At 57.8% G+C, this 26,950-nt stretch carries 29 protein-coding genes; 18 read left to right on the forward strand and 11 right to left on the reverse strand.

Translation table 11 applies throughout. From position 1 onward, the window contains the following. Window positions 1-117 precede the first annotated feature (117 nt). Window positions 118-423: a hypothetical protein gene (locus GOV91_RS06955; protein WP_171234947.1), complete on the forward strand. Its 306-nt coding sequence runs from the start codon at window positions 118-120 to the stop codon at window positions 421-423. Here the strand turns inward: GOV91_RS06955 and GOV91_RS06960 are convergent, their stop codons facing one another. Beyond that, complete coding sequence (locus tag GOV91_RS06960; RefSeq protein ID WP_171234948.1) at window positions 424-1,179, reverse strand: sulfite exporter TauE/SafE family protein; 756 nt, start codon at window positions 1,177-1,179, stop codon at window positions 424-426. 161 nt (window positions 1,180-1,340) lie between these two features. Here GOV91_RS06960 and mdh point away from each other — a divergent pair, with 161 nt between their 5' ends. The 11 genes from mdh to lpdA all read left to right on the forward strand — a co-directional run bounded on the left by mdh (window position 1,341) and on the right by lpdA (window position 13,669). Further along, entirely contained in the window at window positions 1,341-2,303 is a 963-nt protein-coding gene (mdh, locus tag GOV91_RS06965; RefSeq protein ID WP_171093679.1) for a malate dehydrogenase, read from the forward strand. A 307-nt stretch (window positions 2,304-2,610) separates the two neighbouring features. Beyond that, window positions 2,611-3,804 (forward strand): ADP-forming succinate--CoA ligase subunit beta, encoded by a 1,194-nt coding sequence (gene sucC / locus GOV91_RS06970; protein ID WP_171234949.1) that lies wholly within the window; start codon window positions 2,611-2,613, stop codon window positions 3,802-3,804. A gap of 10 nt (window positions 3,805-3,814) precedes the next feature. Continuing rightward, the gene (locus GOV91_RS06975) at window positions 3,815-4,525 is read left to right on the forward strand and encodes a sulfotransferase family 2 domain-containing protein (protein WP_171234950.1); all 711 of its coding nucleotides are present in this window, start codon (window positions 3,815-3,817) and stop codon (window positions 4,523-4,525) included. A 152-nt stretch (window positions 4,526-4,677) separates the two neighbouring features. Beyond that, complete coding sequence (locus GOV91_RS06980) at window positions 4,678-5,505, forward strand: glycosyltransferase family 25 protein (protein WP_171234951.1); 828 nt, start codon at window positions 4,678-4,680, stop codon at window positions 5,503-5,505. Between the two features lie 13 nt (window positions 5,506-5,518). Next, entirely contained in the window at window positions 5,519-6,400 is an 882-nt protein-coding gene (gene sucD, locus GOV91_RS06985) for a succinate--CoA ligase subunit alpha (RefSeq protein WP_171093685.1), read from the forward strand. Window positions 6,401-6,441: 41 nt separating this feature from the next. Further along, window positions 6,442-6,981, forward strand: coding sequence for a DUF805 domain-containing protein (locus GOV91_RS06990; RefSeq protein WP_171234952.1), 540 nt, complete (start codon window positions 6,442-6,444; stop codon window positions 6,979-6,981). Continuing rightward, window positions 6,978-9,935 (forward strand): 2-oxoglutarate dehydrogenase E1 component, encoded by a 2,958-nt coding sequence (locus tag GOV91_RS06995; RefSeq protein ID WP_171234953.1) that lies wholly within the window; start codon window positions 6,978-6,980, stop codon window positions 9,933-9,935. The genes GOV91_RS06990 and GOV91_RS06995 overlap by 4 nt, the downstream gene beginning before the upstream one ends. 3 nt (window positions 9,936-9,938) lie before the next feature. Continuing rightward, the gene (odhB, locus tag GOV91_RS07000) at window positions 9,939-11,444 is read left to right on the forward strand and encodes a 2-oxoglutarate dehydrogenase complex dihydrolipoyllysine-residue succinyltransferase (protein ID WP_171179124.1); all 1,506 of its coding nucleotides are present in this window, start codon (window positions 9,939-9,941) and stop codon (window positions 11,442-11,444) included. 2 nt (window positions 11,445-11,446) lie between these two features. Beyond that, window positions 11,447-11,716 carry a hypothetical protein gene (locus GOV91_RS07005; protein ID WP_171234954.1) on the forward strand — a complete coding sequence of 90 codons (270 nt, stop codon included), beginning with the start codon at window positions 11,447-11,449 and terminating at the stop codon, window positions 11,714-11,716. A gap of 84 nt (window positions 11,717-11,800) precedes the next feature. Then, on the forward strand, window positions 11,801-12,211 hold the full coding sequence (locus GOV91_RS07010; protein ID WP_171234955.1) for an MAPEG family protein: 411 nt from the start codon (window positions 11,801-11,803) through the stop codon (window positions 12,209-12,211). Between the two features lie 69 nt (window positions 12,212-12,280). After that, entirely contained in the window at window positions 12,281-13,669 is a 1,389-nt protein-coding gene (gene lpdA, locus GOV91_RS07015; protein WP_171234956.1) for a dihydrolipoyl dehydrogenase, read from the forward strand. A 21-nt stretch (window positions 13,670-13,690) separates the two neighbouring features. Here the strand turns inward: lpdA and GOV91_RS07020 are convergent, their stop codons facing one another. Then, on the reverse strand, window positions 13,691-14,269 hold the full coding sequence (locus GOV91_RS07020; protein WP_171234957.1) for a TetR/AcrR family transcriptional regulator: 579 nt from the start codon (window positions 14,267-14,269) through the stop codon (window positions 13,691-13,693). A 101-nt stretch (window positions 14,270-14,370) separates the two neighbouring features. Here GOV91_RS07020 and GOV91_RS07025 point away from each other — a divergent pair, with 101 nt between their 5' ends. Next, a complete protein-coding gene (locus GOV91_RS07025; RefSeq protein WP_171234958.1) occupies window positions 14,371-14,964 on the forward strand; it encodes an NAD(P)H-dependent oxidoreductase in 594 nt (197 codons plus the stop codon). A gap of 21 nt (window positions 14,965-14,985) precedes the next feature. Here GOV91_RS07025 and GOV91_RS07030 read toward each other — a convergent pair whose 3' ends face one another. From GOV91_RS07030 to GOV91_RS07045, 4 genes are read right to left on the reverse strand one after another with little or no spacing between them, the layout of a single operon-like run. Next, window positions 14,986-15,591 carry a pyridoxamine 5'-phosphate oxidase family protein gene (locus GOV91_RS07030; RefSeq protein WP_171234959.1) on the reverse strand — a complete coding sequence of 202 codons (606 nt, stop codon included), beginning with the start codon at window positions 15,589-15,591 and terminating at the stop codon, window positions 14,986-14,988. Then, on the reverse strand, window positions 15,578-16,318 hold the full coding sequence (locus GOV91_RS07035) for a 1-acyl-sn-glycerol-3-phosphate acyltransferase (RefSeq protein ID WP_171179110.1): 741 nt from the start codon (window positions 16,316-16,318) through the stop codon (window positions 15,578-15,580). Before GOV91_RS07035 ends, GOV91_RS07030 begins: the two co-directional genes overlap by 14 nt. Further along, on the reverse strand, window positions 16,318-17,217 hold the full coding sequence (locus tag GOV91_RS07040; protein WP_171234960.1) for an ABC transporter permease: 900 nt from the start codon (window positions 17,215-17,217) through the stop codon (window positions 16,318-16,320). The genes GOV91_RS07035 and GOV91_RS07040 overlap by 1 nt, the downstream gene beginning before the upstream one ends. Next, a complete protein-coding gene (locus GOV91_RS07045; protein WP_171179442.1) occupies window positions 17,214-17,891 on the reverse strand; it encodes an ATP-binding cassette domain-containing protein in 678 nt (225 codons plus the stop codon). The genes GOV91_RS07040 and GOV91_RS07045 overlap by 4 nt, the downstream gene beginning before the upstream one ends. 181 nt (window positions 17,892-18,072) lie before the next feature. Between GOV91_RS07045 and GOV91_RS07050 the strand changes: the two genes are divergently transcribed. Next, window positions 18,073-18,786 (forward strand): zinc-ribbon domain-containing protein, encoded by a 714-nt coding sequence (locus GOV91_RS07050; protein WP_171234961.1) that lies wholly within the window; start codon window positions 18,073-18,075, stop codon window positions 18,784-18,786. A gap of 2 nt (window positions 18,787-18,788) precedes the next feature. On the opposite strand, the gene GOV91_RS07055 is transcribed toward GOV91_RS07050, so the two are convergent. From GOV91_RS07055 to argH, 5 genes are all read right to left on the reverse strand, one after another. Beyond that, the gene (locus GOV91_RS07055) at window positions 18,789-21,281 is read right to left on the reverse strand and encodes a TIGR02302 family protein (protein WP_171235044.1); all 2,493 of its coding nucleotides are present in this window, start codon (window positions 21,279-21,281) and stop codon (window positions 18,789-18,791) included. Between the two features lie 90 nt (window positions 21,282-21,371). After that, complete coding sequence (gene lysA, locus GOV91_RS07060) at window positions 21,372-22,637, reverse strand: diaminopimelate decarboxylase (protein WP_171234962.1); 1,266 nt, start codon at window positions 22,635-22,637, stop codon at window positions 21,372-21,374. 61 nt (window positions 22,638-22,698) lie between these two features. Then, on the reverse strand, window positions 22,699-22,854 hold the full coding sequence (locus GOV91_RS07065) for a hypothetical protein (protein ID WP_171179102.1): 156 nt from the start codon (window positions 22,852-22,854) through the stop codon (window positions 22,699-22,701). A gap of 87 nt (window positions 22,855-22,941) precedes the next feature. Then, window positions 22,942-23,139 carry an argininosuccinate lyase gene (locus GOV91_RS07070; protein ID WP_171093711.1) on the reverse strand — a complete coding sequence of 66 codons (198 nt, stop codon included), beginning with the start codon at window positions 23,137-23,139 and terminating at the stop codon, window positions 22,942-22,944. Next, window positions 23,139-24,527: an argininosuccinate lyase gene (gene argH, locus GOV91_RS07075; protein WP_171234963.1), complete on the reverse strand. Its 1,389-nt coding sequence runs from the start codon at window positions 24,525-24,527 to the stop codon at window positions 23,139-23,141. The genes GOV91_RS07070 and argH overlap by 1 nt, the downstream gene beginning before the upstream one ends. A 21-nt stretch (window positions 24,528-24,548) precedes the next feature. Here argH and GOV91_RS07080 point away from each other — a divergent pair, with 21 nt between their 5' ends. The 4 genes from GOV91_RS07080 to GOV91_RS07095 all read left to right on the forward strand — a co-directional run bounded on the left by GOV91_RS07080 (window position 24,549) and on the right by GOV91_RS07095 (window position 26,950). Then, a complete protein-coding gene (locus GOV91_RS07080) occupies window positions 24,549-25,115 on the forward strand; it encodes a TlpA disulfide reductase family protein (protein ID WP_171179099.1) in 567 nt (188 codons plus the stop codon). A 91-nt stretch (window positions 25,116-25,206) separates the two neighbouring features. Then, complete coding sequence (locus GOV91_RS07085) at window positions 25,207-25,536, forward strand: hypothetical protein (RefSeq protein WP_171234964.1); 330 nt, start codon at window positions 25,207-25,209, stop codon at window positions 25,534-25,536. 59 nt (window positions 25,537-25,595) lie between these two features. Next, complete coding sequence (locus GOV91_RS07090) at window positions 25,596-25,982, forward strand: hypothetical protein (RefSeq protein ID WP_171234965.1); 387 nt, start codon at window positions 25,596-25,598, stop codon at window positions 25,980-25,982. Then, the gene (locus GOV91_RS07095; RefSeq protein WP_171234966.1) at window positions 25,979-26,950 is read left to right on the forward strand and encodes a sterol desaturase family protein; all 972 of its coding nucleotides are present in this window, start codon (window positions 25,979-25,981) and stop codon (window positions 26,948-26,950) included. Before GOV91_RS07090 ends, GOV91_RS07095 begins: the two co-directional genes overlap by 4 nt.

The raw sequence follows: 26,950 nt of genomic DNA on the forward strand, positions 1-26,950 counted from the left end.
AGTTCAAGAAGAAATTTGCCGCAGCGCAGCAAAAGCGACGCAACGTGCTTTGCCTTAACCGAATTTCGTCGCCTCCGCCCCAGCCTGAGCAACAGATGGAATCGAAAGGGCTACGGGATGGAAAAGACACTGCTTAAGATGACAATGGGTCTGGGGATCATGGTTCTGGCGGCACAGCAGGTGCAGGCTCAGGGCCAGAATTGTGCGCCGCGAGAGGATGTACTGAAGCGATTGCATGAAATCTATGGCGAAGAACGCAGGGGCTTTGGGCTGGCCCGGCAAGGCGCAGTCATGGAGCTTTTCGCGGCGAGCGAGAGTGGCAGCTGGACGATCACCATAACCTTACCCAACGGAATCACCTGCTTGGTGGCTTCGGGTCAAGCGTATGAAGTCGTGGCCGAAGCGCTGCCCCCTAATGCCTGATCACGTAAGCGCGTCCAAGATTAGCTTGCTGCCCGTCAAGGTCAGCAACACATAGGCAATTCCAAAGAAAAGGCGCTCAGACATCATGAAATGCGCTCGAACGCCAAGCCACGCGCCTAGAATGGCAAAGGGTGTCAACAACATGTCGGCCAGCGCCGTGTGACATGTGAACAAACCCAAAATCGCGTAAGGCACAAACTTTGTGATGTTGATAACCCAAAAAACCAGCACAGTGCTGGCCTGAAACTCGGTCTTCGGCAGTTTTTGTGACAACAGGTATACCGCTGCGGGCGGGCCTCCTGCGTGGCTGACAAAACTGGTGAAACCGGCGACCAATCCGGCAAAAAGCCCGGCCGACGGTGGCAGGCGATTGGCAAATCCACGCACCCAGCCTCTGGTCTGTGCAATGTGCCAAATAACGAAACCGACCGAAATGCCACCGATCAGTAGTCGCAACAGATCATCATCCGTTGCGTTATACAGCCAAGCACCCAGCGCGACGCCCGGTACTGCGCCCAAAATCAGCAGGCGGGAATCCGGCCAACTCCACCGCTTCCAATAGGGGCCCAGCGTGGCCACGTCGATCACCATCAGGATCGGCAGCATCAGAGCCAGGGCCTGCCCGGGTTCCAGGATCAGCGCCAGAATCGACGAAGACGCAAAGGCCACACCCGAGCCGAAACCTCCCTTTGATATGCCCGCAAAAACCACCGCAGGGATCGCCACTGCAAAAAACATCAGGTTCAATTCGAACATGCGCCGGTTCCGGTTTTGGCTTGTCTCAAAGGCCCTTTAGCGCAACCACACCGGACTCTGCAAACGGTATGCGGTTGTATGCCACGTCGCAGAACCCTTGCCTATTGCCGTTTTAGCGACTAGCACGACCGCGATTTCAAAACCGACCGGAGATATTCCAAATGGCCAGACCCAAGATTGCGCTGATCGGCGCGGGGAACATCGGCGGCACGCTCGCGCATCTTGCAGCTGTCAAAGAACTGGGTGACGTAGTCCTGTTTGACATCGCTGACGGGCTGCCGCAGGGCAAGGCGCTCGACATCGCAGAATCCGGCCCATCCGAAGGCTTTGACGCCTCGATGAAGGGCACAAGCGACTATGCCGATATTGCTGGTGCGGATGTGTGCATCGTGACCGCTGGTGTGGCCCGCAAGCCAGGCATGAGCCGCGATGACCTGCTGGGCATCAACCTGAAAGTCATGAAGTCGGTCGGTGAAGGCATCGCCGCTCACGCACCCGATGCGTTCGTGATCTGCATCACCAACCCGCTGGACGCAATGGTCTGGGCGCTGCGCGAATTCTCGGGCCTGCCGCACAACAAGGTTTGCGGCATGGCTGGCGTGCTGGACTCGGCGCGCTTTGCACACTTCTTGTCGGAAGAATTCAATGTTTCGATGCGCGACGTCACCGCTTTCGTTCTGGGTGGTCACGGCGACACCATGGTGCCTTCGGTGCGCTATTCGACCGTAGCCGGTATCCCACTGCCCGATCTGGTTGAGATGGGTTGGACCACGCAAGAGAAGCTGGACGCCATCGTTCAGCGCACCCGTGACGGTGGTGCCGAAATCGTTGGCCTGCTGAAAACAGGTTCCGCTTATTACGCGCCTGCTACCTCGGCTATCGAAATGGCCGAAGCTTATCTGAAAGACCAAAAACGCGTTCTGCCTTGCGCTGCCTACTGCAGTGGTGAGTTGGGTGTTGACGGTCTGTACGTTGGCGTCCCGACCGTAATCGGTGCAGGTGGCGTAGAACGTATCGTCGACATCAAACTGAACGAAGACGAACAAGCCGGTTTCGACAACTCGGTCAACGCCGTTAAGGGCCTGATCGACGCTTGCAAAGGCATCGACAGCTCGCTGGCTTAAACCAGCACAAATTCTCAGGCTAAAAGCCGGCCCATTTCTGGGCCGGTTTTCTTTTGCCCAGGTCAATCAGGGTCGCGAATGTTGGCGCAAACGTCGCAAATCCTTTTTTTGAATGTGATTTCCGGTGCCTGCACTGTATTTTCGAATCAATCGATCACGCGGCAAATTTTGTGATCACACCCTAAAAAGCCGTGATCACAAATGGTGAAAATCTTCACTAAAATCCTCTTTGCCGTCAAAAAACCCTTTAAACTTGCCCGCTAGACACCCCTATAACGGTTAAACGCAGTCAGACGGGACAATTTCGATGAACATTCACGAATATCAGGCCAAGGCTCTTCTTCGCAGCTATGGCGCTCCGGTTTCCGATGGTCGCGCCGTGCTGCGCGCCGAAGAAGCCAAAACCGCAGCCGGTGAACTGGACGGCCCCCTGTGGGTGGTCAAGGCGCAGATCCACGCAGGCGGGCGCGGCAAAGGTACTTTCAAAGAGGCCGACGCCGGTGAAAAAGGCGGTGTCCGTCTGACCAAATCGGTTGAGGAAGCGGCTGAGGAAGCCAAGAAGATGCTGGGCCGTACTCTGGTCACACATCAGACCGGCCCCGCAGGCAAGCAAGTCAACCGCATCTACATCGAAGCTGGTTCGGGCATCGAACGTGAACTGTACCTAGCCCTTCTGGTAGACCGCCAGACCAGCCGCATTTCGTTTGTCTGCTCGACCGAAGGCGGCATGGACATCGAAGAAGTCGCCGCCGCGACGCCCGAGAAAATCCTGTCATTCTCGGTCGACCCGGCCACCGGATACCAACCTTATCACGGCCGCCGCATCGCCTTCTCGTTGGGTCTGGAAGGCGCACAGGTCAAGCAATGCGTCAAACTGATGAACCAGCTCTACAACGCCTTCGTCGAGAAGGACATGGAGATGCTGGAGATCAACCCGCTGATCGTTTCGGACAGCGGCGACCTGAAAGTGCTGGATGCCAAGGTCGGTTTCGACGGCAACGCGGTCTACCGCCACCCCGACATCGCCGAGTTGCGCGACACGACCGAGGAAGACCCCAAGGAACTGGAAGCCAGCAAATATGACCTGAACTACATCGCGCTGGACGGTGAGATCGGCTGTATGGTGAACGGCGCGGGTCTGGCGATGGCCACCATGGACATCATCAAGCTCTATGGTGCAGAGCCTGCAAACTTCCTCGACGTGGGCGGCGGTGCGACCAAAGAGAAAGTCACCGAGGCGTTCAAGATCATCACCTCGGACGAGAACGTCAAAGGCATTCTGGTCAACATCTTCGGCGGCATTATGCGCTGTGATGTGATTGCTGAGGGCGTTGTCGCCGCGGTTAAAGAGGTCGGCCTGCAGGTTCCGCTGGTCGTGCGTCTGGAAGGCACCAATGTCGAGAAAGGCAAAGAGATCATCAACACCTCTGGCCTCGACGTGATCGCGGCAGACAACCTGAAAGACGGCGCCGAGAAGATCGTGAAAGCGGTTAAGGGGTAGTAAGTCTCGAATGGTTGCTTTTCTCGACAAATACAACATTGCTTATTTTGGTGTCCACAAAGCTGCTGGAACATCCATTAAGCATGTCCTTTATAAAATCGAGACTGGTAATGAGTGGGATGGAAAGATCACGGAACTCCATCCCCGCTATCCGACCAGGCCAGTCCGACAGAGCGATTTTGAGAAAGCCCGCGATTATTGGAGTTTTGCAGTTGTTCGCGATCCAATAAAACGGTTTCTATCTGGTTACCAAAATCGTGTGCACGATTTTGAGGACCTAAAAAAAGTACCTGTCGGTTCGGAGCATCAGAAAAAGCTGATTGGCAAATTGTTCGGAATGCGAAATCAGCAACCGTTCAAAGGTTTCAAGACCAACCCGACGATAGAAGAGTTCATACGAGACTATGACAAATATTGTGACGTAAGCCGTGTAATGTATCTCCATACTTGTCCCATTGATGTTTTTCTGGGGCAAGATATTGGCTTCTTCGACGCTGTTTATACGACGTCCGAATTAGACAGGCTGGCTGCTGATTTGTCTGAAAGGCTGAACACTACCGTTCACATTGGTCGCAGAAATTCCAGCAGCACTACGCCGCCACGTTTCGAAGATTTATCCAAGGAATCCAAAGATTTTTTGGTGCGACATACACAAGCAGACTACGAACTGCTGAGGGCGTTTTTCCCCACCGGGCAAAACCTTATCAACACTTATGAATAGCGCCACGCAGGCGAGTTAACCCAAACAGGAGCACGAAGGAATGGCAGTCCTAATCGACCAAAACATCAAAACGATCCGTCGGAGCGCTATCAGCCTGACGACCAGATCGCCTTTGGTGTGGGCTGTCTGATCTGCCTGAAGAACTTAAACGCATGACCATCCCCATCTTCCTCATAGGTCTTGAACGCGCCACAGGGCGGGCGCGTTTGATGGAGCAGGAGCTGCAAAAGGCAGGCCTGTCAGCGACGCGCGTTAATGCTGTTGATTGCGACGCCGCCACCCGCGAGGATTTCCTGCGCGAGTGCAAGGCCGAGGGGCCGTGGGGCTATTTCCACACCAAGGACATGGCCTGCACCCTCAGCCATGCCAAAGCGTGGGAGGCATTGATCGCCTCGGGCGCTGAACAAGCGTTGATCCTTGAGGATGACGTGTTCCTGAGCCCGGAATTGGCCGATTGGCTGAATGACCCATCTTGGTGGCCCGCGGATGCCGATATCGTCCGGTTTGAACGCTGGCGCAGCACCAAGCTTTATGTCGCGCTTGGGCGCAAGCGCTTGATCCATCTGGGGCGCGAACTGCGCCTGATGCGATCGCGTCATCCCGGGGGCGCGGCGTACGCGCTGACGCGACAAGCGGCGCAGCATTTTCTGGCGCAGAAACCCTATGACATCACATTGGACGGGCTTTTGTTCAATCCATCAGCTTCGGCTGCGGCGCGTCAGATCAACATCTATCAGGTGATCCCGGCCATGGTCGAACAGGGCAACGAAGCCCCCGGCGAATACAATATGGGGGCACCCCGCAGTCGGCCCACAGGCTGGCCATTGGTCCGGCAAAAGATCCGGCGTGGCATTGCTGAAATCAGCAGCGGGCTGCGTACCACGGCCAATCTGGCCCTGGGCCGTGCCACGCTCGAGAAAATATCCTATGCGCCGCATGTTCTGCCGGCGACTGAACCTAATCAATCCAACACCGCCTAGAGAAAGGGACAAAATGGCAGTCCTCATCGACGAAAACACCAAAGTGATCTGTCAGGGCTTTACCGGCTCGCAAGGTACATTCCACAGCGAACAGGCCATTGCCTATGGCACCAAGATGGTCGGCGGCGTGACCCCCGGCAAAGGCGGGATGGAGCATCTGGGCCTGCCCGTGTTCAACTCGGTCCACGAGGCCAAGCATGTGACCGAAGCCAACGCCAGCGTGATCTATGTGCCGCCGCCCTTCGCGGCTGACTCGATCCTCGAAGCGATTGATGCCGAAATGGAAGTGATTGTTTGCATCACCGAAGGCATACCGGTTCTGGACATGATGAAGGTGAAGCGCGCGCTGGAAGGCAGCAAGTCACGCCTGATCGGCCCGAACTGCCCCGGTGTCATCACGCCGGATGCCTGCAAGATCGGCATTATGCCCGGCCACATTCATAAGCGCGGCTCGGTCGGCGTTGTGTCGCGTTCGGGCACCCTGACCTATGAGGCCGTCAAACAGACCACCGATGTAGGTCTGGGTCAGTCGACCTGTGTGGGCATCGGCGGCGACCCGATCAAAGGGACCGAGCATATCGACGTGCTGGAATGGTTCCTGGCCGACGACGAGACCACATCGATCATCATGATCGGTGAGATCGGTGGCTCAGCCGAGGAAGAAGCCGCGCAGTTCCTGGCGGATGAGGCCAAGAAAGGCCGCAAAAAGCCGACCGCTGGTTTCATCGCAGGCCGCACGGCCCCTCCGGGCCGCCGAATGGGCCACGCGGGCGCGATTGTCGCCGGTGGCAAGGGCGGTGCCGAGGACAAGATCGAAGCCATGCGCTCGGCCGGAATCGTCGTGGCCGAAAGCCCGGCGCAGCTGGGTGAGGCTGTGCTGGAAGCGATTGGCTGATATGGCAGCTTCGGCTGTCTAATCCGGGAGGAACGAAACACATGACCTTTAGTGAGGCTGTAAGAACGTGTTTCTCCAAATTCTTCACCTTTTCGGGCCGTGCCTCGCGGCCCGAATATTGGTTCTTTTTTCTGTTCATCGTGATCTGGAACTTGATCGCCGGGATCATCGACTGGCAGTTCTTCACGCAGGTCTCGGTCACTGAAAGCGATGAGGTGAAATCCGTCACCGCCACGTCCAGCCAACCGGTGCAGAGCATTGTCGGCCTGATCGTCTTTTTCCCCCATCTGGCCGTCGCATGGCGGCGGATGCATGACACCGGGCGCAGCGGGCTTTACGCCTTGCTGCCGATCCTTTTGATCCTTGGGGCCTTTGCAGTTTTGATCTTTGGCATTGGCCTTGCCAGCCAGTTCCATGGCGGAACGCTCGACATTTTGTTTACCCGCGCAACATTGCTGATCGTCATTCCGACACTTATCGTTCTGGTGGTGTCGCCCCTTCTGGTGCTGTGGTGGCTGACCCGCCCCAGCCAGCCAGGCACCAACCAATACGGTCCCAACCCACATGAGGTAGCCCAATGACCGAACACTCGCCCAACTCTGCCTTTCATGCTTCAAGCTTCATGCAGGGGCATAATGCCGAATATCTGGAACAACTTTACGCCCAATACACCAAGAACCCCGGTGCCGTAGACGCGGCCTGGGTTGAGTTCTTCAAGGCTATGGGTGACGCCGCGCCGGATGTGCAGCGCGAGGCCGAAGGGCCGTCTTGGGCGCGGACCGACTGGCCGCCCATGCCTGCCGATGATCTGACCGGTGCACTGACCGGGGAATGGGCCGAGATTGACGCCAAAGCGGCGGGTAAGAAGATCAAGGACAAGGCGGCTGACAAGGGTGTTGAGGTCAGCGACGACCAGATCAAACGCGCCGTTCTGGACAGCCTGCGCGCCCTGATGCTGATCCGAGCCTATCGGATCCGGGGCCATCTGGCCGCTGATCTGGATCCGCTGGGGATGCGCGCTGCAACCAATCACCCTGAGCTGGATCCGAAAACCTACGGCTTCACCGATGCCGACATGGATCGCCCGATTTTCATCGACAACGTTCTGGGGCTTCAGGTTGCCTCGATGCGGCAGATCGTCGAGATTGTGAAGCGGACATACTGCGGCACATTTGCTCTGCAGTACATGCATATTTCGAACCCCGAAGAGGCCGCATGGCTGAAAGAACGGATCGAGGGTTACGGCAAGGAAATCGCGTTCACCAAGGAGGGCCGCAAGGCGATCCTGAACAAGATGGTCGAAGCCGAGGGCTTTGAGAAATTCCTGCACGTCAAATACATGGGCACCAAGCGCTTTGGTCTGGACGGCGGTGAAGCGCTGATCCCAGCGATGGAGCAGATCATCAAGCGCGGTGGCGCACTTGGCCTCAGCGACATCGTCATCGGGATGCCGCACCGGGGTCGCCTGAACATTCTGGCCAACGTGATGGGCAAACCGTACCGCGCCATCTTCAACGAATTCCAGGGCGGCAGCTTCAAGCCCGAGGACGTGGATGGTTCGGGTGATGTGAAGTACCACCTCGGGGCCTCCAGCGACCGTGAGTTTGACGGCAATTCTGTGCACCTGTCACTGACCGCCAACCCCTCACACCTTGAGGCGGTGAACCCGGTGGTTCTGGGCAAGGTTCGCGCCAAACAGGATCAGCTTGGCGACACGGATCGCACCAAGGTCATGGCCATTCTGCTGCATGGCGACGCAGCCTTTGCCGGTCAGGGCGTCGTGGCCGAAGGGTTTGGTCTGTCTGGTCTGCGCGGTCACAAGACCGGCGGCACCATGCATATCGTAGTAAACAACCAGATCGGCTTTACCACTGCGCCGCACTTCTCGCGCTCGAGTCCCTATCCGACGGATATCGCGCTGATGGTTGAGGCGCCGATTTTCCACGTGAACGGGGACGACCCCGAGGCCGTGGTGCACGCGGCCAAAGTGGCGACCGAGTTCCGCCAGAAGTTCCACAAGGATGTGGTTCTGGACATCTTCTGCTACCGCCGGTTTGGTCACAACGAGGGCGATGAGCCCATGTTCACCAACCCGATCATGTACAAGAGGATCAAAACGCACAAAACCACGCTGTCTCTGTACACCGAGCGTTTGGTCAAAGACGGCCTGATCCCCGAGGGTGAGATCGAGGACATGAAGGCCGCCTTCCAGGCACATCTGAACGACGAGTTCGAGGCCGGAAAAGATTATAAGCCGAACAAAGCCGACTGGCTGGACGGGCGCTGGTCGCATCTGGACAAGAACAAAGATGAATACATGCGAGGCGAGACCGCGATCACGCCCGAGACTCTGGCCGAGGTTGGTGGCGCTCTGACCCGCGCCCCGGCCGGATTTGCCTTGCACAAAACCGTTGGGCGTCTTCTGGACCACAAAAAGCAGATGTTTGAATCCGGCACTGGTTTTGATTGGGCCACCGGTGAGGCGCTGGCCTTCGGATCACTATTGACCGAAGGGTACCCGGTGCGTCTGGCCGGGCAAGACGCCACCCGTGGCACGTTCAGCCAGCGCCACTCGGGGTTCATCCATCAGGAAACAGAAGAGCGTTACTACCCGCTGAACAACATCCGCCCAGGCCAGTCGCACTACGAAGTGATTGACTCGATGCTGTCCGAATATGCTGTGCTTGGGTTTGAATACGGCTATTCGCTGGCCGAACCCAATGCGCTGGTCCTTTGGGAAGCTCAGTTTGGTGACTTCGCCAATGGTGCGCAGATCATGTTTGACCAGTTCATCAGTTCTGGTGAATCCAAATGGCTGCGGATGTCCGGTTTGGTCACACTGCTGCCGCATGGGTTCGAAGGGCAAGGCCCCGAACACTCATCCGCGCGTCTGGAGCGGTTCCTGCAAATGTGTGGTCAAGACAACTGGATCGTGGCGAACTGCACGACACCCGCGAACTATTTCCACATCCTGCGCCGACAGCTGCACCGCACCTTCCGCAAACCGTTGATCCTGGTGACACCCAAATCGCTGCTGCGCCACAAACTCGCGGTCAGCAGAGCCGAAGAATTTACCACCGGCTCCAGCTTCCACCGGGTGTTGTGGGACGACGCCCAACAGGGGAACTCGGACACCGAACTGGTGGCGGATGACAAGATCAAACGTGTCGTGCTGTGTTCGGGCAAGGTGTATTACGACCTGCTGGAAGAACGTGACGCGCGCGGGATCGACGACATTTATCTGCTGCGGATCGAGCAGTATTACCCCTTCCCGGCCCATTCGCTAATCAACGAGCTTGAGCGGTTCAAAGAGGCCGAGATGGTCTGGTGTCAGGAAGAGCCCAAAAACCAGGGTGCCTGGTCCTTTATCGAGCCCAATATCGAATGGGTTCTGACCCGGATCGGAGCGAAACACAAACGTCCGGTTTATGCCGGTCGCGCAACCTCGGCCTCACCCGCGACGGGTCTGGCCAGCCAACACAAAGCCCAACAAGAAGCGCTGGTTAACGAAGCGCTGAGCACCAAAGGAAAGTAAGCGATGACGATTGAAGTTCGTGTTCCCACGCTTGGCGAGTCGGTCACCGAAGCCACTGTTGCCACATGGTTCAAGAAGCCCGGCGATGCAGTCGCGGTGGACGAGATGCTGTGTGAGCTTGAAACCGACAAGGTTACAGTTGAAGTGCCTTCTCCCTCTGCCGGGGTGATGGCCGAGATTGTAGCCGCCGAAGGTGATACCGTTGGCGTAGATGCTTTGCTGGCGACCATTACAGCAGGCGAAGGCGCGGCCCCTGCCCCTGCGGCAACTGCAGCACCGGCGGCCGCGCCCGCCCAAGCAGGCGGGTCGGTTGATGTCATGGTTCCCACTCTTGGTGAATCTGTTACAGAGGCTACCGTTTCGACCTGGTTCAAACAGGTTGGCGACAGCGTCGCGCAGGACGAAATGTTGTGTGAACTGGAAACCGACAAAGTCTCGGTCGAAGTTCCGTCCCCGGCTGCGGGAGTTCTGGCAGAAATCGTTGCTCCGGAAGGTGCAACTGTGGATGCAGCAGCCAAGCTGGCAGTGATCTCTGGCTCTGCAGCAGGTACCGCGCCCGCGTCAGCCCCGGCAGCAGCAGCGGCCCCCGCTGCGGCAAGCACCGGTAAGGATGTGGCAAACGCACCCTCTGCCGAAAAAGCAATGGCCGAGGCCGGATTGTCAGCTGATCAGGTCACTGGCACCGGTCGCGATGGCCGCATCATGAAAGAAGACGTGGCAAAGGCTGTCTCTTCGGCTCCGGCACCAGCACCGGCGGCACCAGCCCCAGCTGCACAGGCTCCGCGCGCACCGGTTGCGGCCGAAGACGAAGCCCGCGAGGAACGCGTGCGCATGACCCGTCTGCGTCAAACCATCGCCAAGCGCCTGAAGGATGCACAGAATACTGCTGCGATCCTGACCACCTATAACGAGGTGGACATGACCGAGGTGATGGCCCTGCGCAACCAGTACAAGGACCAGTTCGAGAAGAAGCACGGCGTCCGCCTTGGTTTCATGTCCTTCTTTACCAAGGCGTGTTGCCATGCGCTGAAAGAAGTGCCTGAGGTGAATGCCGAGATTGACGGCAACGACATTGTCTACAAGAACTTCGTACACATGGGCGTCGCCGCTGGTACTCCGCAAGGTCTGGTGGTTCCGGTGATCCGCGATGCGGACAGCATGTCCTTTGCCGCGATTGAAAAAGCCATTGCCGAGAAAGGCAAGCGCGCCCGCGATGGCAAGCTAAGCATGGCCGAAATGCAGGGCGGCACGTTCACCATTTCGAACGGTGGTGTCTATGGCTCGCTGATGTCATCGCCGATCCTGAACCCCCCGCAGTCGGGCATTCTGGGGATGCACAAGATTCAGGATCGTCCAATGGTCATCAATGGTGAGATCAAAATCCGCCCGATGATGTATCTGGCGCTGTCCTATGACCACCGGATCGTTGATGGCAAAGGTGCTGTGACTTTCCTTGTTCGCGTGAAAGAGGCGCTGGAAGATCCGCGCCGCCTGCTGATGGACCTGTAATCATGGCAACACATGTACTCTGGCAGGCCGATGTGGCCGATTTCGACGCCTGGCTGAAAGTGTTCAAGGAAGATCGCAAGATGCGTGAGGCCGCGGGTATCCGCGACCTCCACATCTGGCGAGACCCGGACCAGAAGGACCATGCGGTGGCGTTGTTCGAAATCACCAATCTGGAGCGCGCGCAGAATTTTATCGAATCTGAGGAACTCGCCATGCATCACGAACGTGGTGGCGTGGCGCATATTCACACTAAAATTCTGACACCAGTCTAAATCCGATGGCAGAGCGCAAGCGGCAACACATCTGCTTCTGCGCTCTGCCGTCATACACATCAAACTGCAATACGGCGTCTTGCAATGAACGCAGAACTGAAAGCACTGACTTTGGCAGCCCTTTTACAGCTTGTGCAGTTTGTACTTATGGCAGTTCCTGCAAATCTGGAGTTGGGTCCGGGCAAAACCATGTCACCCCGTGACAGGGCCAGATTGGGCGGGACGCTAGAAGATCAGCTCTCGGATGGGACGGCCCGACTATACCGAGCCCTCAACAACCATTTCGAGGGGTTGATCCTGTTTGCCATTGCCTGTGTTGTTGTCACCGTTTCAGGCAAAGAAAACGCACTAACGGCCACCTGCGCCTGGACCTATCTGGCCGCGCGCGTGCTGTATGTTCCCGCATACTATTTCGGTTGGAAACCATGGCGCAGCGTCATTTGGTTCTTCGGGTTTCTGGCCACGACCCTCATGCTTTTGGTGGTTTTGCTATGAGACCGCCAACCCATATCTTGTTCAGAGGTTCCTGCCCTGCAACAGCCCGAATTCTCAAGGAGATCTTCCATGGCAAATTATGACGTTATCGTAATCGGCGCCGGCCCCGGCGGCTATGTTTGCGCCATCCGCTGCGCCCAGCTGGGTTTGAAAACCGCCGTGGTCGAAGGGCGCGACACGCTGGGTGGAACCTGCTTGAACGTAGGTTGCATTCCGTCCAAGGCGCTGCTGCATGCCAGCCATCAACTGCACGAGGCCGAGCATAACTTTGCCAAGATGGGTCTTAAAGGCAAAGCGCCTTCAGTCGACTGGAAGCAGATGCAGACCTACAAGGGCGAGGTGATCGAGGGCAACACCAAGGGCATCGAATTCCTGTTCAAAAAGAACAAGATCGACTGGCTGAAAGGCTGGGGATCGATCCCTGCCGCCGGTCAGGTCAAGGTCGGGGATGAAGTGCATGAAACAAAGAACATCATCATTGCGTCTGGGTCCGAGCCTTCCTCTCTGCCGGGTGTAGAAGTGGACGAGAAGGTGGTCGTGACCTCAACCGGTGCGCTGTCGCTGGGCAAGATTCCCAAGAAAATGGTCGTAATCGGCGCAGGCGTGATCGGGCTGGAACTGGGCTCGGTCTACAGCCGACTGGGGGCGGAAGTAACGGTGATCGAGTTCCTCAAGGAAATCACGCCAGGCATGGACCCAGAGGTACAAAAGACGTTCCAGCGTATCCTCAAGAAGCAGGGCCTTAACTTTGTCATGGGTGCGGCGGTGCAGAAGACCGAAGCGACCAAGACCAAGGCAAAGGTCACCTACAAACTGCTCAAGGACGACAGCGAACACGTGATCGATGCCGATACCGTGCTGGTCGCCACCGGGCGCAAGCCGTACTCCGATGGTCTTGGGCTTGACGCCTTGGGTGTCGAGATGACCCAACGCGGCCAAATCAAGGTAGGTTCCGACTGGCAAACCAATGTGCCGGGCATCTATGCCATTGGCGACGTCACCGAAGGTCCGATGCTGGCGCATAAGGCTGAAGACGAGGGCATGGCCGCCGCCGAACAGGTTGCGGGTAAGCATGGCCATGTGAACTACGGCGTTATTCCGGGGGTGATCTATACTTGGCCTGAGGTTGCCAATGTGGGTGAAACCGAAGCAACGCTTAAAGAACAAGGCCGCGCCTATAAGGTTGGCAAGTTCATGTTCATGGGCAATGGGCGCGCCAAGGCGAACTTTGCCTCGGACGGGTTCGTCAAAATCCTCGCCGACAAGGAAACTGACCGCATTCTGGGCGCTCATATCATCGGGCCTGCCGCGGGTGATCTGATTCACGAGGTCTGTGTCGCGATGGAGTTTGGTGCTTCGGCAGAAGATCTGGCCCTGACCTGTCATGCGCACCCGACCTATTCGGAAGCCGTGCGTGAGGCCGCCTTGGCTTGCGGCGACGGCCCGATCCACAGCTAAGAGTTTTGACCCCGGCAGAAATCAGCTTGTCGGGGTCAACCAAGCATCCAGATAGGTCTCGAGCCTGTCTGTGAATGTCGTTGCGGAATGCAGAGCACAAAACCGCAACGACATGGCCTGAATGGCAAAGGCCTGAACACCTTCGGCCAAAAGCTCGGGTGGCACGTCCTTACGCATATCTGCAGCTTCAAGCCACAACATCACGACCCGAAAGTACCTTTCAAAACAATAGGCTATCGGGCCTATATCTTCGATGGCCGTTGCACCGGAATATCTGATCAACAAATCGAAAACGTATCGCTCGGATGTCATGAAACTGTGCACCGGTTCGAGCGCCACGATGATCTCATTAACTGTCTTGGGTGATGTTCCGGCTTCGGCCTGGTCCAGACACGCATTCAATCTTTCGCCGATCAGGATTTCCATTAGCGCATCCTTGTCGTTGAAATGCGCAAAGAAAGTGCCCTTGGCGACGCCTGCCGCTTTTACCACGTCTTCCACCCGCAAAGCTTGGTAGCCATCACTTCGGACAACCGCCTCAGCAGCCGAGAGAAGCTTGGCGCGGGTTTTGATCGTACGTTTCTGAATCGCCTTTTGCATACCGCTCAATCGCACAGTTTTTGACCGTGGTCAAATTTAATATTGACCGTGGTCATTTTTTATTCTACAAATTGACCGTGGTCATTTTTAGGAGAATCACGATGCAACCCAAGAAAATCCTCATCCTCGACGGACACCCGGCAAAAAGCAGTCTGTCCCGGACCTTTGCCGAAACATATCGGGACGCTGCCCTCAAAAACGGCCATGACGTCCGAATGGTTCATCTGAGCGATCTGCAGTTCGATTTTGATTTCGGTCAGGGCAATTACCACGACTTCAAACCGCTTGAACCGGTTCTGGAACACGTGCTGCAAGACTTTGAGTGGAGTGATCATCTGGTTCTGACCACCCCGATGTGGTGGGGCGGTCTACCCGCGAAACTCAAGGGACTGATCGACCGGACATTCATCCCCGGGCGAACGTTCGACACTCGGAACACGACAAAGATCGGCTTTCCGGCCCCCATGCTGACGGGACGCACCGCACGCGTCATACTGACCTCAGATACACCGGGCTGGTTTATGCGGCTGATCTATCGGCAAGCGCTTATCCGTCAGGTTCGTGATCAGATCCTTGGCTTTGTAGGCTTCAAACCAACCCGCTTCACCTATTTCGCAGGTGCAAGTTACCCAAAACCCGGACACGTAGATCGCTGGATCGAAAAAGTCTCGAGGATCGGAGCAGCCGCGGTTTGAACCCGCAGCCACATGTTTCGCCTACCACATTGTTTTCGCGGCGCGTGCAGCCCATTCACTATCATATTGCGCGCCGCCTTCTTCGCCTTCCGACGCCTCGGACAAAAGCTGCCCAATCGTTGGAAGGACAGCACTCTCGTCCCCGCTGGTCCAGATAGCTGAACGCATCAAAGCACGCGCGCATTGGCTGTAAATCTCGGCGATCTCAACAACGACGACAGCCGCCGGGCGCTTGCCGCCCTTTGCGAAATGCTGTCGCAAACCTTCATCCGCAGTAACGCGAGCGATCCCATTCACGCGAACAACGTTGTTGGAACCCGGAACAAAAAACATAAGCGCAACACGCGGGTCGCGCACGATATTCCGCAGTGAATCCAGCCGGTTGTTGCCACGCCAATCCGGCAGAACCAGCCGTCGCTCATCCAATTCCAGTACAACAGGGCCGTCGTCGCCTCGGGGGCTGCCATCCACACCTTCCGGGCCAACAGTGCTGAGGACGCATAGGCGCGAGGCCATAATCCACTTGCGATACAGGGGCGTCAGTCGGTGAACGACCTTTCGCAAGGATGGCGCGCCGGGCTGGCCATACAATGCTTCCAGCGCTGCAACGTCGTCAATGTACTCCATCCGGATCAAACCCCACTTCGCGCATCAGCTCATTCGAGCGTGTTTCAATCACGTCTTCCAATCGACCAAGAAAATCGTCCCGCTCAACGCCGGGTTCGATTGGCTCAAGAAAATCCACAATCGCAAGACCCGGTTTGCGCATGACCCCGGTTCGGGGCCAGAACACCCCGGCATTTGTAGCCACCGGAACGCAGGGAAATCCCAGACCTTCGTAAAGAACAGCCGTCCCAACCTTGTAGGGTTTCTTGGCGCCCGGCGCGACACGCGTGCCTTGAGGGTAGATCACCAGTTGCCCGGGCTCTGAAAACTCTTTCGCCACATCCTTGACCATCTTAGCCACCGCGGCGCCGCGTTTCCCTCGATTGACCGGAATACAACCAAGGCGACGGGCATACATTCCGATAACAGGTGTAAACAGCAATTCACGCTTCATTATGAACTTCCCATGCGGGATGGCATTGAAGATCATGATGATATCAAGGAACGACTGGTGCTTGGCACCCACGACCACTTCATTCGAAGGCGCGGTTCCCCGAACCTCACAACGAATACCCACCATCCAACGGGCCAGCCACATGGTACTGCGCGCATAGGTTTTACACGCCATCAGGGCCCCCCGCTTCGAGAACAGGGCATAGGGCAGAAACACAATACCAAGGATCAGCATCCAGGCATAGATAACGATCATAAAGACCAAAGAGCGCACCCACTGTAAGGCTGAGAACATCAGGAAAGCTCCTTCAATTTGCGACGGGCCGCAGCCCAGGTGGCGAAAAAGGCAACAGCCGCGCCGAGTATTGGGATGACGATCGGCAGCAACCAGTCCGTGCCCTGAAAGCCAACCCCCGTCAGAAATCCGCCCGCATCCGAGGCCTCGGGCAAAAGCAAAACGCCTGTCATACCCAGCAAAGTCCCGACCAAGGCCCCGAAAAAAGCGCGATAGGTAAAGCGCCGGACAAAAGCCCCGGCGATAAACCCGTCGCGCGCGCCGACCAGACGCAAAACTTCGATGATCTGCGCATTGGCCGCCAGAGATGCGTTTGCCGCAAGCGTGATCATTGCCGCCGTCGCCCCTCCGATCAGCAGGATCGAAATCCACCCCAATCGCCTGAGTGACATTGCGGCTTCGACAAGAGGTTCGCGCCATCGCGTATGATCATCCAGTACCGCGCCCGGCACTTCGGCACCCAGGCGAAGACGCAGGCCCATCACATCCATTCCCGGTTCGCCTTCGGTGATTTCGATAAGCTGTGGGATGGGTAAAGCATCGAGGGGCAGGTCCGGTCCGAACCACGGTGACAGCAATGCGACCTGTTCCTCGGCACTTAGTGCGCGCGCCGATGCAACGCCGGGCGTTTGGCCCAGAACTGTCAGCGCGGCTTCGGTCTGCGCGGCAAGTTGTTCTGCCGGGGCATTGATCCTCAGGGTTGCGGCCCCCGCCAGTTCCGAAGCCCAACGGTCGGCAATCCGGCCGGACGCGAGCGCCAACGCAAGTGCAAACACCACCAGAAATGCCATCGCTCCGGCAACAAACAATGTTAGATGAGCGGTGTATCCGGTTGGGGGAACAACGCGGTTCGCCCGCGTATCGCCGCGCAGCAGAGTACTTACTTCGGCTCTGGTCATAGGTCAGCCCCCGCCAGATGCAGCTTGCGCTGAGAAATGCGCAATACGCGTGCCTGAACCTGACTTTTGGCGGCTCGGATCAGGCTCATGTCATGGGTTGCGATCAATACTGTCTTGCCCATTCTGTTCAACTCGATCAACAGACGCAGCAGACGTTGGGACATTTCCCAATCCACATTGCCAGTGGGCTCGTCCGCCAACACGACATCCGGCGACAGGATGACAGCGCGGGCCAAGGCAGCACGTTGACGTTCGCCACCGGACAACTCAGGCGGATGCGCTTCAAGCCGCGCGCCTAAACCCACCCAGCTTAGCAGTTCGGTCAGATTGTCCTGTTCCGAAGATTCCGAGCGCCCTGAGACCATCAATGGCAAGGCGACGTTTTCGGCCAGCGTCATGTGGTCCAGAAATTGGCAATCCTGATGTACCACACCAACACGTCGGCGCAGCACGGCCAACTGATCCCGATCAAGGGACGAGATGTCCTGATCGAAAACACTCAGCCGCCCCGAGGTTGGCAGCAGGGCCCCATAGCACAGCTTGAGCAGCGTTGTTTTGCCCGCCCCCGAGGGGCCGGTCAGAAAGTGAAACGATCCCGGCTGCAATTGCACCGAGACATCGCTCAGCAACTCGCCGCCACCGTAGGTGTAGCTGACATTTTCCAGCTCGATCACACGTGCCCCCATTATTTGCTGCTCTTCTTGCCCGAGCAGGATGGCGGATTCAATGGCTCTACCGAGTCCAATTGGTGACACTTGGCCCATGAAACCGAAAACGCCCTTTGCTGATGGGTCTTAACGGAATATCATCCCTGAAAAAACTATTATCGGCCCATCGCCCGGCCGGGGAGGCAGCATGCGTCTTACATGTCCGAATTGCGGTGCGCAGTACGAGGTTCCTGACGAGGTTATTCCCGAGGAAGGTCGTGACGTGCAGTGTTCCAACTGTGATAAGACCTGGTTTCAGCCCAAGCACCAGGAAGAACCTGCAGGCGCATCTGCGGAAGACGCACATCCCCCTGCTGAGGAGGAGGCCATAGCCCAGGCAGAGCCCGCAAAAGAGGCTGAAACTGCGGAAGACGCGACCCCTGCGGCGGAAGACACTGCTGCGCCTGCGGGCAATGTCGATCCATCCGTCGCCGACATTCTAAAAGCAGAAGCGGCCCGCGAAGCCGAATTGCGCGCAATAGAAGGCAGCAACCTGGAAAGCCAGCCTGATCTGGGTTTGGACCAACCGCCGGAACCCAAGGTCAAGCCCAAGCGGCCTGCCGCTTCGGAAACCGCTGTTGACGCTGGCCAAAAAGATGCACTGCCCGATGTCGAAGCAATCAATTCCAGTATGCGCGCGACCGAAGCGGAAGAGACCCCTCCGCCGCCCCGCAAATCAGGCGGGTTCCTGCGCGGTTTTGCGCTGATGCTGATCATCGGCGTGGTTCTGTATCTGATCTATGGCAACGCACAGCAGATCGGAGAGGCCGTGCCACAGGCCGACCCACTGCTCAGCTCGTATGTGTCGCTGGTTGATCAGGCACGTATCTGGCTTGAGGCTCAGGCCGGCGCTCAGAACTGAAGTTAAAACCGCTCCAACAGACGCTTGAGGTATTCCAACTCAATCTCGGGGCGGTCCGTTTCTCCGGTCCGGCGACGGATTTCATCCAGCAACTCGCGCGCCCGGCGATAAACGTCTTCGCCCTGCAGCAGGTTTTCATCAGTCGAAATCGAACCACCGGCCCCCGGGTTACGGCCCAGAGGATCGCGATTGTTGGCTTGCGCCTCGCCTTCCTGTGTACCCTGACCCGGCTGGTTTTGCTGGTTCTGAGCCATGGCCTCTCCCAATGAGCGCATCCCCTCGCGCAGCGCTTCCATGGCTTCGGACTGCCGATCAATGGCTTCGGCCAGATCGTCCCCGCGCAGGGCCTGTTCCGCATCGTCCATGGCGCGACCGGCGCGGCCAAGCGCATCCCGGGCCGCGTCACCTTCAGGTGTGCCGGCGCCGGGCAAATTCTGTTGCTGGCGGTTCAACTCATTGCGCAGAGCCTGCTGACGGTCCGCCAGTGATCCTTGACCCTGCTCGCCCTCTCCGGCCTGATCCGAGCCTTGGCCCTGACCACCCTGGCCTTCGTGGCTTTGTCCTCGGCCAAGCCCGCCATTGCGGCCTTCATTGCCCTGACTTTCACCGGATTGCGCACCGGGGTTGAATTGTTCTTGCAAGTCGCGGAACGCCTGATCGCTCAGACCTTGCTGTTCGCGCAGGGTTTCAGCCAGACCTTCCATCGCCTGCTGCCCTTCGGATTGTTGGCCTTGCCCCTGGCCCTGGGTCACGCGCATGTTTTCCATCATCTGCTGGAACTCTTCCAGCGCCTGCTGGGCTTCGGCCATACGGCCCTGTTCCATCAGTTCCTGAATGCGGTCCATCATGCGCTGCAGGTCATCCTGCGACATTTGAAGGGTCTCGCCACTCTGACCAGGCTGGTTTTCACCTTCCTGACCATTCTGCTGAGCAAGACGTTGTAGCTGCTGCAGGTAATCCTGCGTCGCTTCGCGCAACTCTTGCATAAGCTCGGCGATTTCTTCGTCGCTGGCCCCGTTTTGCATCGCTTCGGTCAAACGCTCTTGTGCGCGCCGCATACGTTCCAATGCGTCCGCCAAGGTGCCATCCTCGATCAACACGGCAAGCTCCCACAGGGCTTGCGCGATCTCTTCCTGCTGCTCCGGGTTCAGCGCTCCGTAGGTCTGGAAGGCTTCCAGCCGCCGTAAGGCCACCCGCAAGCGCAGGTAAGCAGTGTCCGACCGGAACAGATCCTCTGGCAGATGAGAGACAGCCCGCAAAAGCTGCGCCACGCGCGGTGCGTTGGAACGCGACCAGAGCAGATCACGCCGCTGTTCGATCACCGCTGCCGCCAGCGGGTCAAAGAATCGACGGGCTGGCAAGGCAGTCATAAAAGGCTCGGACGCAGACTGCTGATCTGCCGCATCCACGGCCATCAACGTGATCTTCACTGGCAGATGGGCCCAGGGGTGCTGTGAAAAATCTTCGATCAGATCTTCGCTGAAATCCGCACGGTCACCGGTGATCGGCATTGGCAATTCGATCTCAATCACCTCTCGCGGCTCAGGCTTGATCGTCAGGCCATGACGGCGATCCACCGCCGCCAGATCCAATTCGATCCGGGCTGATCCCGAGACTACGCCATAATCGTCGCTGGCGACATAGGGCAGCTTCATTTGCCCGCCCGCCTCGGCTTTGGCAGATCCGGCAACGGCGATCTTTGGTGTTGCATCGTCGATGACCTGCACGGCCCATTCGCGGCCTGCAGGGCCATCAATGCGCATTTGGCCTGAACGTTCAGCCACGAACTCCTGTTCGGGATCGATTGCAGCCTCAGTCCCCAAGGTCGAACTGTTCTCGGTCAGGCTATGTGCGCCGACCTCACCATACATCCGCAAGGTAATGCGGCTGCCTTTCGGGACTGACAGCTCTGTATCGGCTTGATCCGCAAGATACAGCGTTGGCAGGCCGGTGTATCTTGGGGGTTCAACCCAACCTTCCCATGTCGGGCCTTGCCCCGCATTTGCGGTTCCGGGCGCCATATCGGCCACCGAACCTACGCGCCACAAAGAGCCAAACAGAACCGCCACCACAAAAGCCAACAGCGCTGCATAGCGCAGCGCGTAAGGATCACGCGACGCCAGCCGCAAGTCAGGTTTGGCGGGTGCAGCAGCTGCAGCGCGCTGCGCCATCCGGTCTTTGTGGGCCTGCCACAGTGCGACCGAGTCCTGATCTGTGGACCCAATCGCTTGATCATCCATCAAGGCTTGTATCGGGCGACCGGGCAGCGTCTCATCCAACCGCATGAGCGCATCTGCACGAGACGGCAGGCTAACCCTTTTCAGCCCCCAAACACCCGCCACAACTATCGAAATCAACGACAGCGCGCCCGCGCCCCAAACGACCTCAACGGCGAATTGGTCTTGCAGACCCAGCATCAGCGCTGCAAGCAGGACCATCAGGATCGAGAACAGCGGCCAGAACGCACGCAATACCTGTTCAGCCACCATACCCATGTGGGTCAACCACAAGGACAGGCGCGGGATGGGCAGGTTCGATCTGTTGGTCACGGCGGGCCTCCGGGTTGGGCCCGCACGGTTATCGCATCAGAGCCACGAAGGTATGGTATCGCGGTTTATGATTTCGTCAAAGCTTGGCCGTTCACGAATGACTGCAAATTGATCACCATTGACCAAAACTTCGGGGATCAGGGGGCGGGTGTTGTATTCGCTGGCCATAACCGCTCCGTACGCGCCTGCGCTGCGGAAGGCGATCAGATCCCCTGATTTCAAAGGCGGCATATTGCGCTGCTTGGCAAAGGTATCCCCCGACTCGCACACGGGGCCCACTATGTCATAGGGTTGCTGTTCCACCCCGGCCGCTGGTTCCTGCACCGCAACGATGTCGTGATGCGCCTCGTACATTGCCGGGCGGATCAGGTCGTTCATGGCCCCATCGAGGATAAGAAAATCGCGACCTTCGCCTGACTTCACGTAAATCACCTTGCTAACCATCAACCCGGCATTGCCCGCGATAAGGCGGCCCGGTTCAATCTCGATCTCACAATCTAGATGTCCGAGTGTCTTCTTGATCAGTGCGCCGTATTCCAACGGAAGCGGCGGCGCGTCATTCGAACGGGTGTAGGGGATGCCCAACCCGCCCCCAAGATCGAGGCGGCGAATATTGTGACCTTCAGCCCGCAACTGTTCGGTCAGTTCAGCAACCTTGGTATAAGCAAGCTCGAACGGCTCAAGCTCGGTCAATTGCGAACCGATATGGACGTCGATCCCGATCACCTCCAGCCCCGGCAGGTTGGCAGCATGGGCATAAACCTCGGACGCGCGTGCAATCGGAATGCCGAACTTGTTTTCGGACTTGCCGGTTGCAATCTTGGCGTGGGTCTTGGCATCCACGTCCGGGTTCACCCGAACAGTGATCGGCGCCACAACGCCCAGCTCCAGTGCGACCGCGTTGATCACGTCCATCTCTGGCTCGGACTCAACGTTGAACTGGCGGATTCCACCTGTCAGCGCGGCACGAATCTCGTCCGCCGTTTTGCCAACCCCCGAAAAGACGATCTTGTCGCCTGCAACGCCTGCGGCTTTGGCCCGCAAATACTCCCCGCCCGAGACCACATCCATTCCTGCCCCCGCCTGCGCCAGAGTCTTCAATATGGCCTGGTTGCTGGCCGCTTTCATCGCGTAGCAAACCAGATGATCAGTGCCGTCCAGCGCATCATCAAACAGCTTGAAATGTCGCAGCAGTGTCGCCGTCGAATAGACGTAAAAAGGGGTTCCGACCGCTGCAGCGATTTCGGAAACAGGGACATCCTCGGCGAAAAGCGCGCCGTCGCGGTAGAGAAAATGATCCATACCCGCGCGCTTAGACCAGAAGGCGACTGCGGATCAATGGATTCCGCACTCAGAAGTCCCGTTAATTTGTGGTGGAAACTCCAACCCGACCATAGCCGGAGATTGAAATACCGCTGCCAGATTGCTTCGGCTCTGCCGCAGGCTCGGGGCGTCGCGCGGACGAGGGTTCACATGCCGCCAGCGCCGCAAATGCCAAAATCAGTCCAACTGTTCTCATGTCAGTGTCTTTTCGTTGAGAGGATCTACGCGTTGTTGCACGCGTCCTAAGTGGGGTAACGGGCCTAGGTGTGCAATATCAAAAGGTTCAGAACCCCAGATAGATACCCAGCGGCCCGCGGCTAAGACCAACGCCCCCTGCAACATAGGTCCCGCTGGTACCGACCCCAATCGTGGCGCTGGCCGTAGGCTGTACCGCAGTGGGCTGCGACGGTTCACCATCGGCCCCGCATCCGGCTAGTATCAGGCCGGACACCACGATCGCCACCACACGAACAGCTGTCATCACACCATTGCCTTCCATCGTTCGATCTGGGCACGCACCTGATCAGGGGCCGTGCCGCCGTAAGATTGGCGCGAGTTTACCGAGTTTTGCACGGTAAGAACAGAATAGACGTCATCGGTGATTTCCGCGTGAACCGATTGCATATCCTCCAGCGTCAGATCAGGCAGGTCGCAGCCTTTGCTTTCGGCCATGGCCACCAGCGACCCGGTAACATGGTGTGCATCGCGGAACGGCAGGCCCAAAACCCGCACCAACCAGTCAGCCAGATCGGTGGCGGTCGAAAAACCGGACCCCGCAGCAGCAGCCAGGCTATCTTGATTGGCGGTCATATCCTTGACCATGCCCTCCATCGCCGCCAGCGCCAGCATCCAGTTATCGGCAGCGTCAAAGACCTGTTCTTTGTCTTCCTGCATGTCTTTGGAATAGGCCAGCGGCAGACCCTTCATCACCATCATCAGCGCCGTGTTGGCCCCATAGATACGCCCCACCTTGGCGCGGATCAGCTCGGCCGCGTCAGGGTTCTTCTTCTGCGGCATGATCGACGAGCCGGTCGAGAAGCGATCGGATAGGGTCACAAACCGGAACTGAGCCGAGGACCAGATCACAAGTTCCTCGGCAAAACGAGACAGGTGGACGGCGCAGATAGACGCGGTCGACAGGAATTCCAACGCAAAGTCGCGATCACTGACCGCATCCAGCGAGTTTGCAGCAGGACGGTCGAAGCCCAGTGCCTCGGCCGTCATGTGGCGGTCGATGGGGAACGATGTTCCGGCCAGTGCTGCAGCCCCCAGCGGAGATTCGTTCATGCGCGCGCGCGCATCACGAACGCGGGACAGGTCGCGGCCAAACATCTCGACATAGGCCATCATATGGTGGCCCCATGTCACCGGCTGCGCTGTTTGCAGGTGCGTGAAACCGGGCATGACCCAATCGGCCCCGGCCTGAGCCTGCGCCAAAAGCGCGCGGATGAGTGCCAGCAGGCCGGTTTCGGCTGCGTCCAACTGATCCCGGACCCAGAGTTTGAAATCAGTCGCCACCTGGTCATTGCGCGAACGACCTGTGTGCAGACGGCCTGCCGGCTCACCAATCACCTCTTTCAACCGCGCTTCGACATTCATGTGGATGTCTTCCAATGCGGTCGAGAATTGAAATTCCCCGTTCTGGATTTCTGACAAAACGGTGAGCAGCCCTTCCCGAATAGCTTCGGCGTCACTATCACTTATAACGCCTGTGGCAGCCAGCATGGCGGCATGGGCGCGCGAGCCTGCGATGTCCTGGGCTGCCATCCGCTGATCGAAACCGATCGAGGCGTTGATCGCCTCCATGATCGCGTCTGGACCGGCGGCAAAGCGGCCGCCCCACATCTGGTTCGAGGATTGATCGGTCATGTAAGAAAACCCGGAGTTGATATGCGCCTATTTCGTCTGATCCCCCTTTATATGGCCCTTGCGCTGGGTGCAAACGCCGCTTTGGCCACCGATGCCGAGACGCTGGCACCGCTGCGGGAAGACAGCCTGAAGCGCTTGATCCTGCATAAAGAGCCCAAGCCTGCCAAATCCATCGAATTCCAGCTGGAAGATGAGGGTGGCGTCGGTACGCTTGCAGATTACGAAGGCAAATACGTACTGCTGAATTTCTGGGCCACCTGGTGTGCGCCTTGCCGCAAGGAAATGCCTCAGATCGCGGAACTGCAGGAAGAGTTCGGAGGCGACAAGTTTCAGGTCCTGACTTTGGCGACCGGCCGAAACTCGCCCGCCGGGATCGAAAAGTTCTTTGAAGAGAACGGCATTGCCAATTTGCCCCGCCATCAGGACCCAAGCTCGGCGGCCGCGCGCGAGTTTGGCGTGATCGCGCTTCCGATCACGGTCATACTGGATCCCGAAGGCCAGGAAATCGCCCGCCTGATCGGGGATGCCGAATGGAACTCGGACAGCGCCAAAACGATCATCTCGACACTTGTAGAAGCAAATAGCTGACGAATAGCGCGGTTACCACCTGTTTGTGCTACACTCGAACCGGCCCAAATGGGCCGGTTTTCGTTTGTGCCCTTATGGGAAGGAGGCTGCGATGAAACCGGTGGTTCTTTTGATCGGAAAGCTGCCAAATGTGATCGGCGATGTGGCCAGGCAACTGGATCACCTGCCTATTCAGTGGCTGGGTGCGCACGACCTTGACGAAGTCCGTAAGCAGTTGGATGCCGAGCCTCGGATCACCTGCGCCATTTTGGGGGCAGGCCTGGATGATACGATTCGCGGAGAGATGGTTGGCATCATTGCCGCCCGTCGTCCGGATATCTGCATCCACCTCAAGGATCGGGCATCAGGTCCTGATGGGCTGGTGCCTTTTGTCCAACGTGTTGTTCAGTACGAAATCCTGGAACGTCTGGAACGTACCTGACGCAACGCCACCTTTGACAGCTCCAACGCGTCTTTGCAGGGTGTGCGCAGGAGGATGGGATGCCGTTGGAAATACTTTTGGTTCTGGTGGTCGGAGGAATCGCCGGAATCACATTGCTTTTGCATCTGACGGGCCATTCGGAGCCTTTTGTGCTGACACCCGAAACCGCACGCGCACAATGGCTGCGGCATGCACCGGACGACACCATCATTGATGTCACGATCTCGAATGACCGTCACGCGGCACTGGTGCGTACCGAAACCGGCGCAGGACTGCTGTGGTCCTTCGGTGCCGACACTGTGGCCCGGCATTTGCTGGATTTCGATTGGATCGAACGCCCCGAAGGCTTTGAAATCCAGTTTCACGACTTCGACACCCCCGGCACTCTTATCCACCTGGACGAAATAGAGCGCGCCCACTGGCGTCACCTGATGGAGCCCAAATGACCGACCAGATCAGTTTCCCCGATGCCGTTCAGTGGGCGGTTCCCTTTTTTGTGGCCGCGATCTTGGCGGAATTTTTGTGGATCGCCGTCAAAGGCAAAGGCGGGAGATACGAAACGCGTGATGCCGTAACTTCGTTGATTATGGGCGCAGGCAATATCGCGTCCGGGTTTCTGCTGGGCTTCATTGCTTATGGCTTTTTCATGTGGCTGTGGCAGATCACACCGCTGGATCTCGGCACGTCGATCCCGGTGATCATTCTGTGCTTTGTGCTGGACGATTTCCGTTACTACTGGGTGCACCGTTTTGGCCACCGCATCCGCTGGGTTTGGGCAAACCACGTCAATCACCACAGCTCACAGCACTACAACCTGACCACCGCTTTGCGGCAGCCCTGGACCTATACCTTTACACTGATGATGGTCGTGCGCGCGCCATTGATCCTGATCGGGTTCCATCCGGCCATGGTCCTGTTTGTCGGTGGATTGAACCTGATCTATCAGTTCTGGATTCACACCGAGGCCATCGGAAAGTTGCCCCGCTGGTTCGAAGCCATTATGAACACGCCCAGCCATCACCGCGCCCATCACGGCCGGAATGCGCGCTATCTGGATTGCAATTATGCAGGCGTCTTCATCATCTGGGACAAGATGTTCGGAACCTTTGTCCCAGAGCAGGAACACGACCGCGTCGATTTCGGACTGGTTCACAATATCGGCACATTCAACCCGTTGCGTGTCGCCTTTCACGAATGGGTCGGCATCTGGCGTGACGCGACCCAGCCCAGTCTGACACTACGTCAACGGCTTGGGTATTGCTTTGCCCCGCCGGGATACAGCCACGATGGCAGCCGCGACAGCTCGGAACAGATCAAAGCCAAACACCTGGTCCGTCATCCGGAAGATCGCGGAACGCCCGGGTTTGAGCGTTTCGACGAAAAACTGCCCACTGGACAGGCAGAGCGGGTCTGA

This window comes from Ruegeria sp. HKCCA6837 (genome assembly GCF_013034475.1).
In the GTDB taxonomy this organism is placed as follows: Bacteria; Pseudomonadota; Alphaproteobacteria; order Rhodobacterales; family Rhodobacteraceae; genus Ruegeria.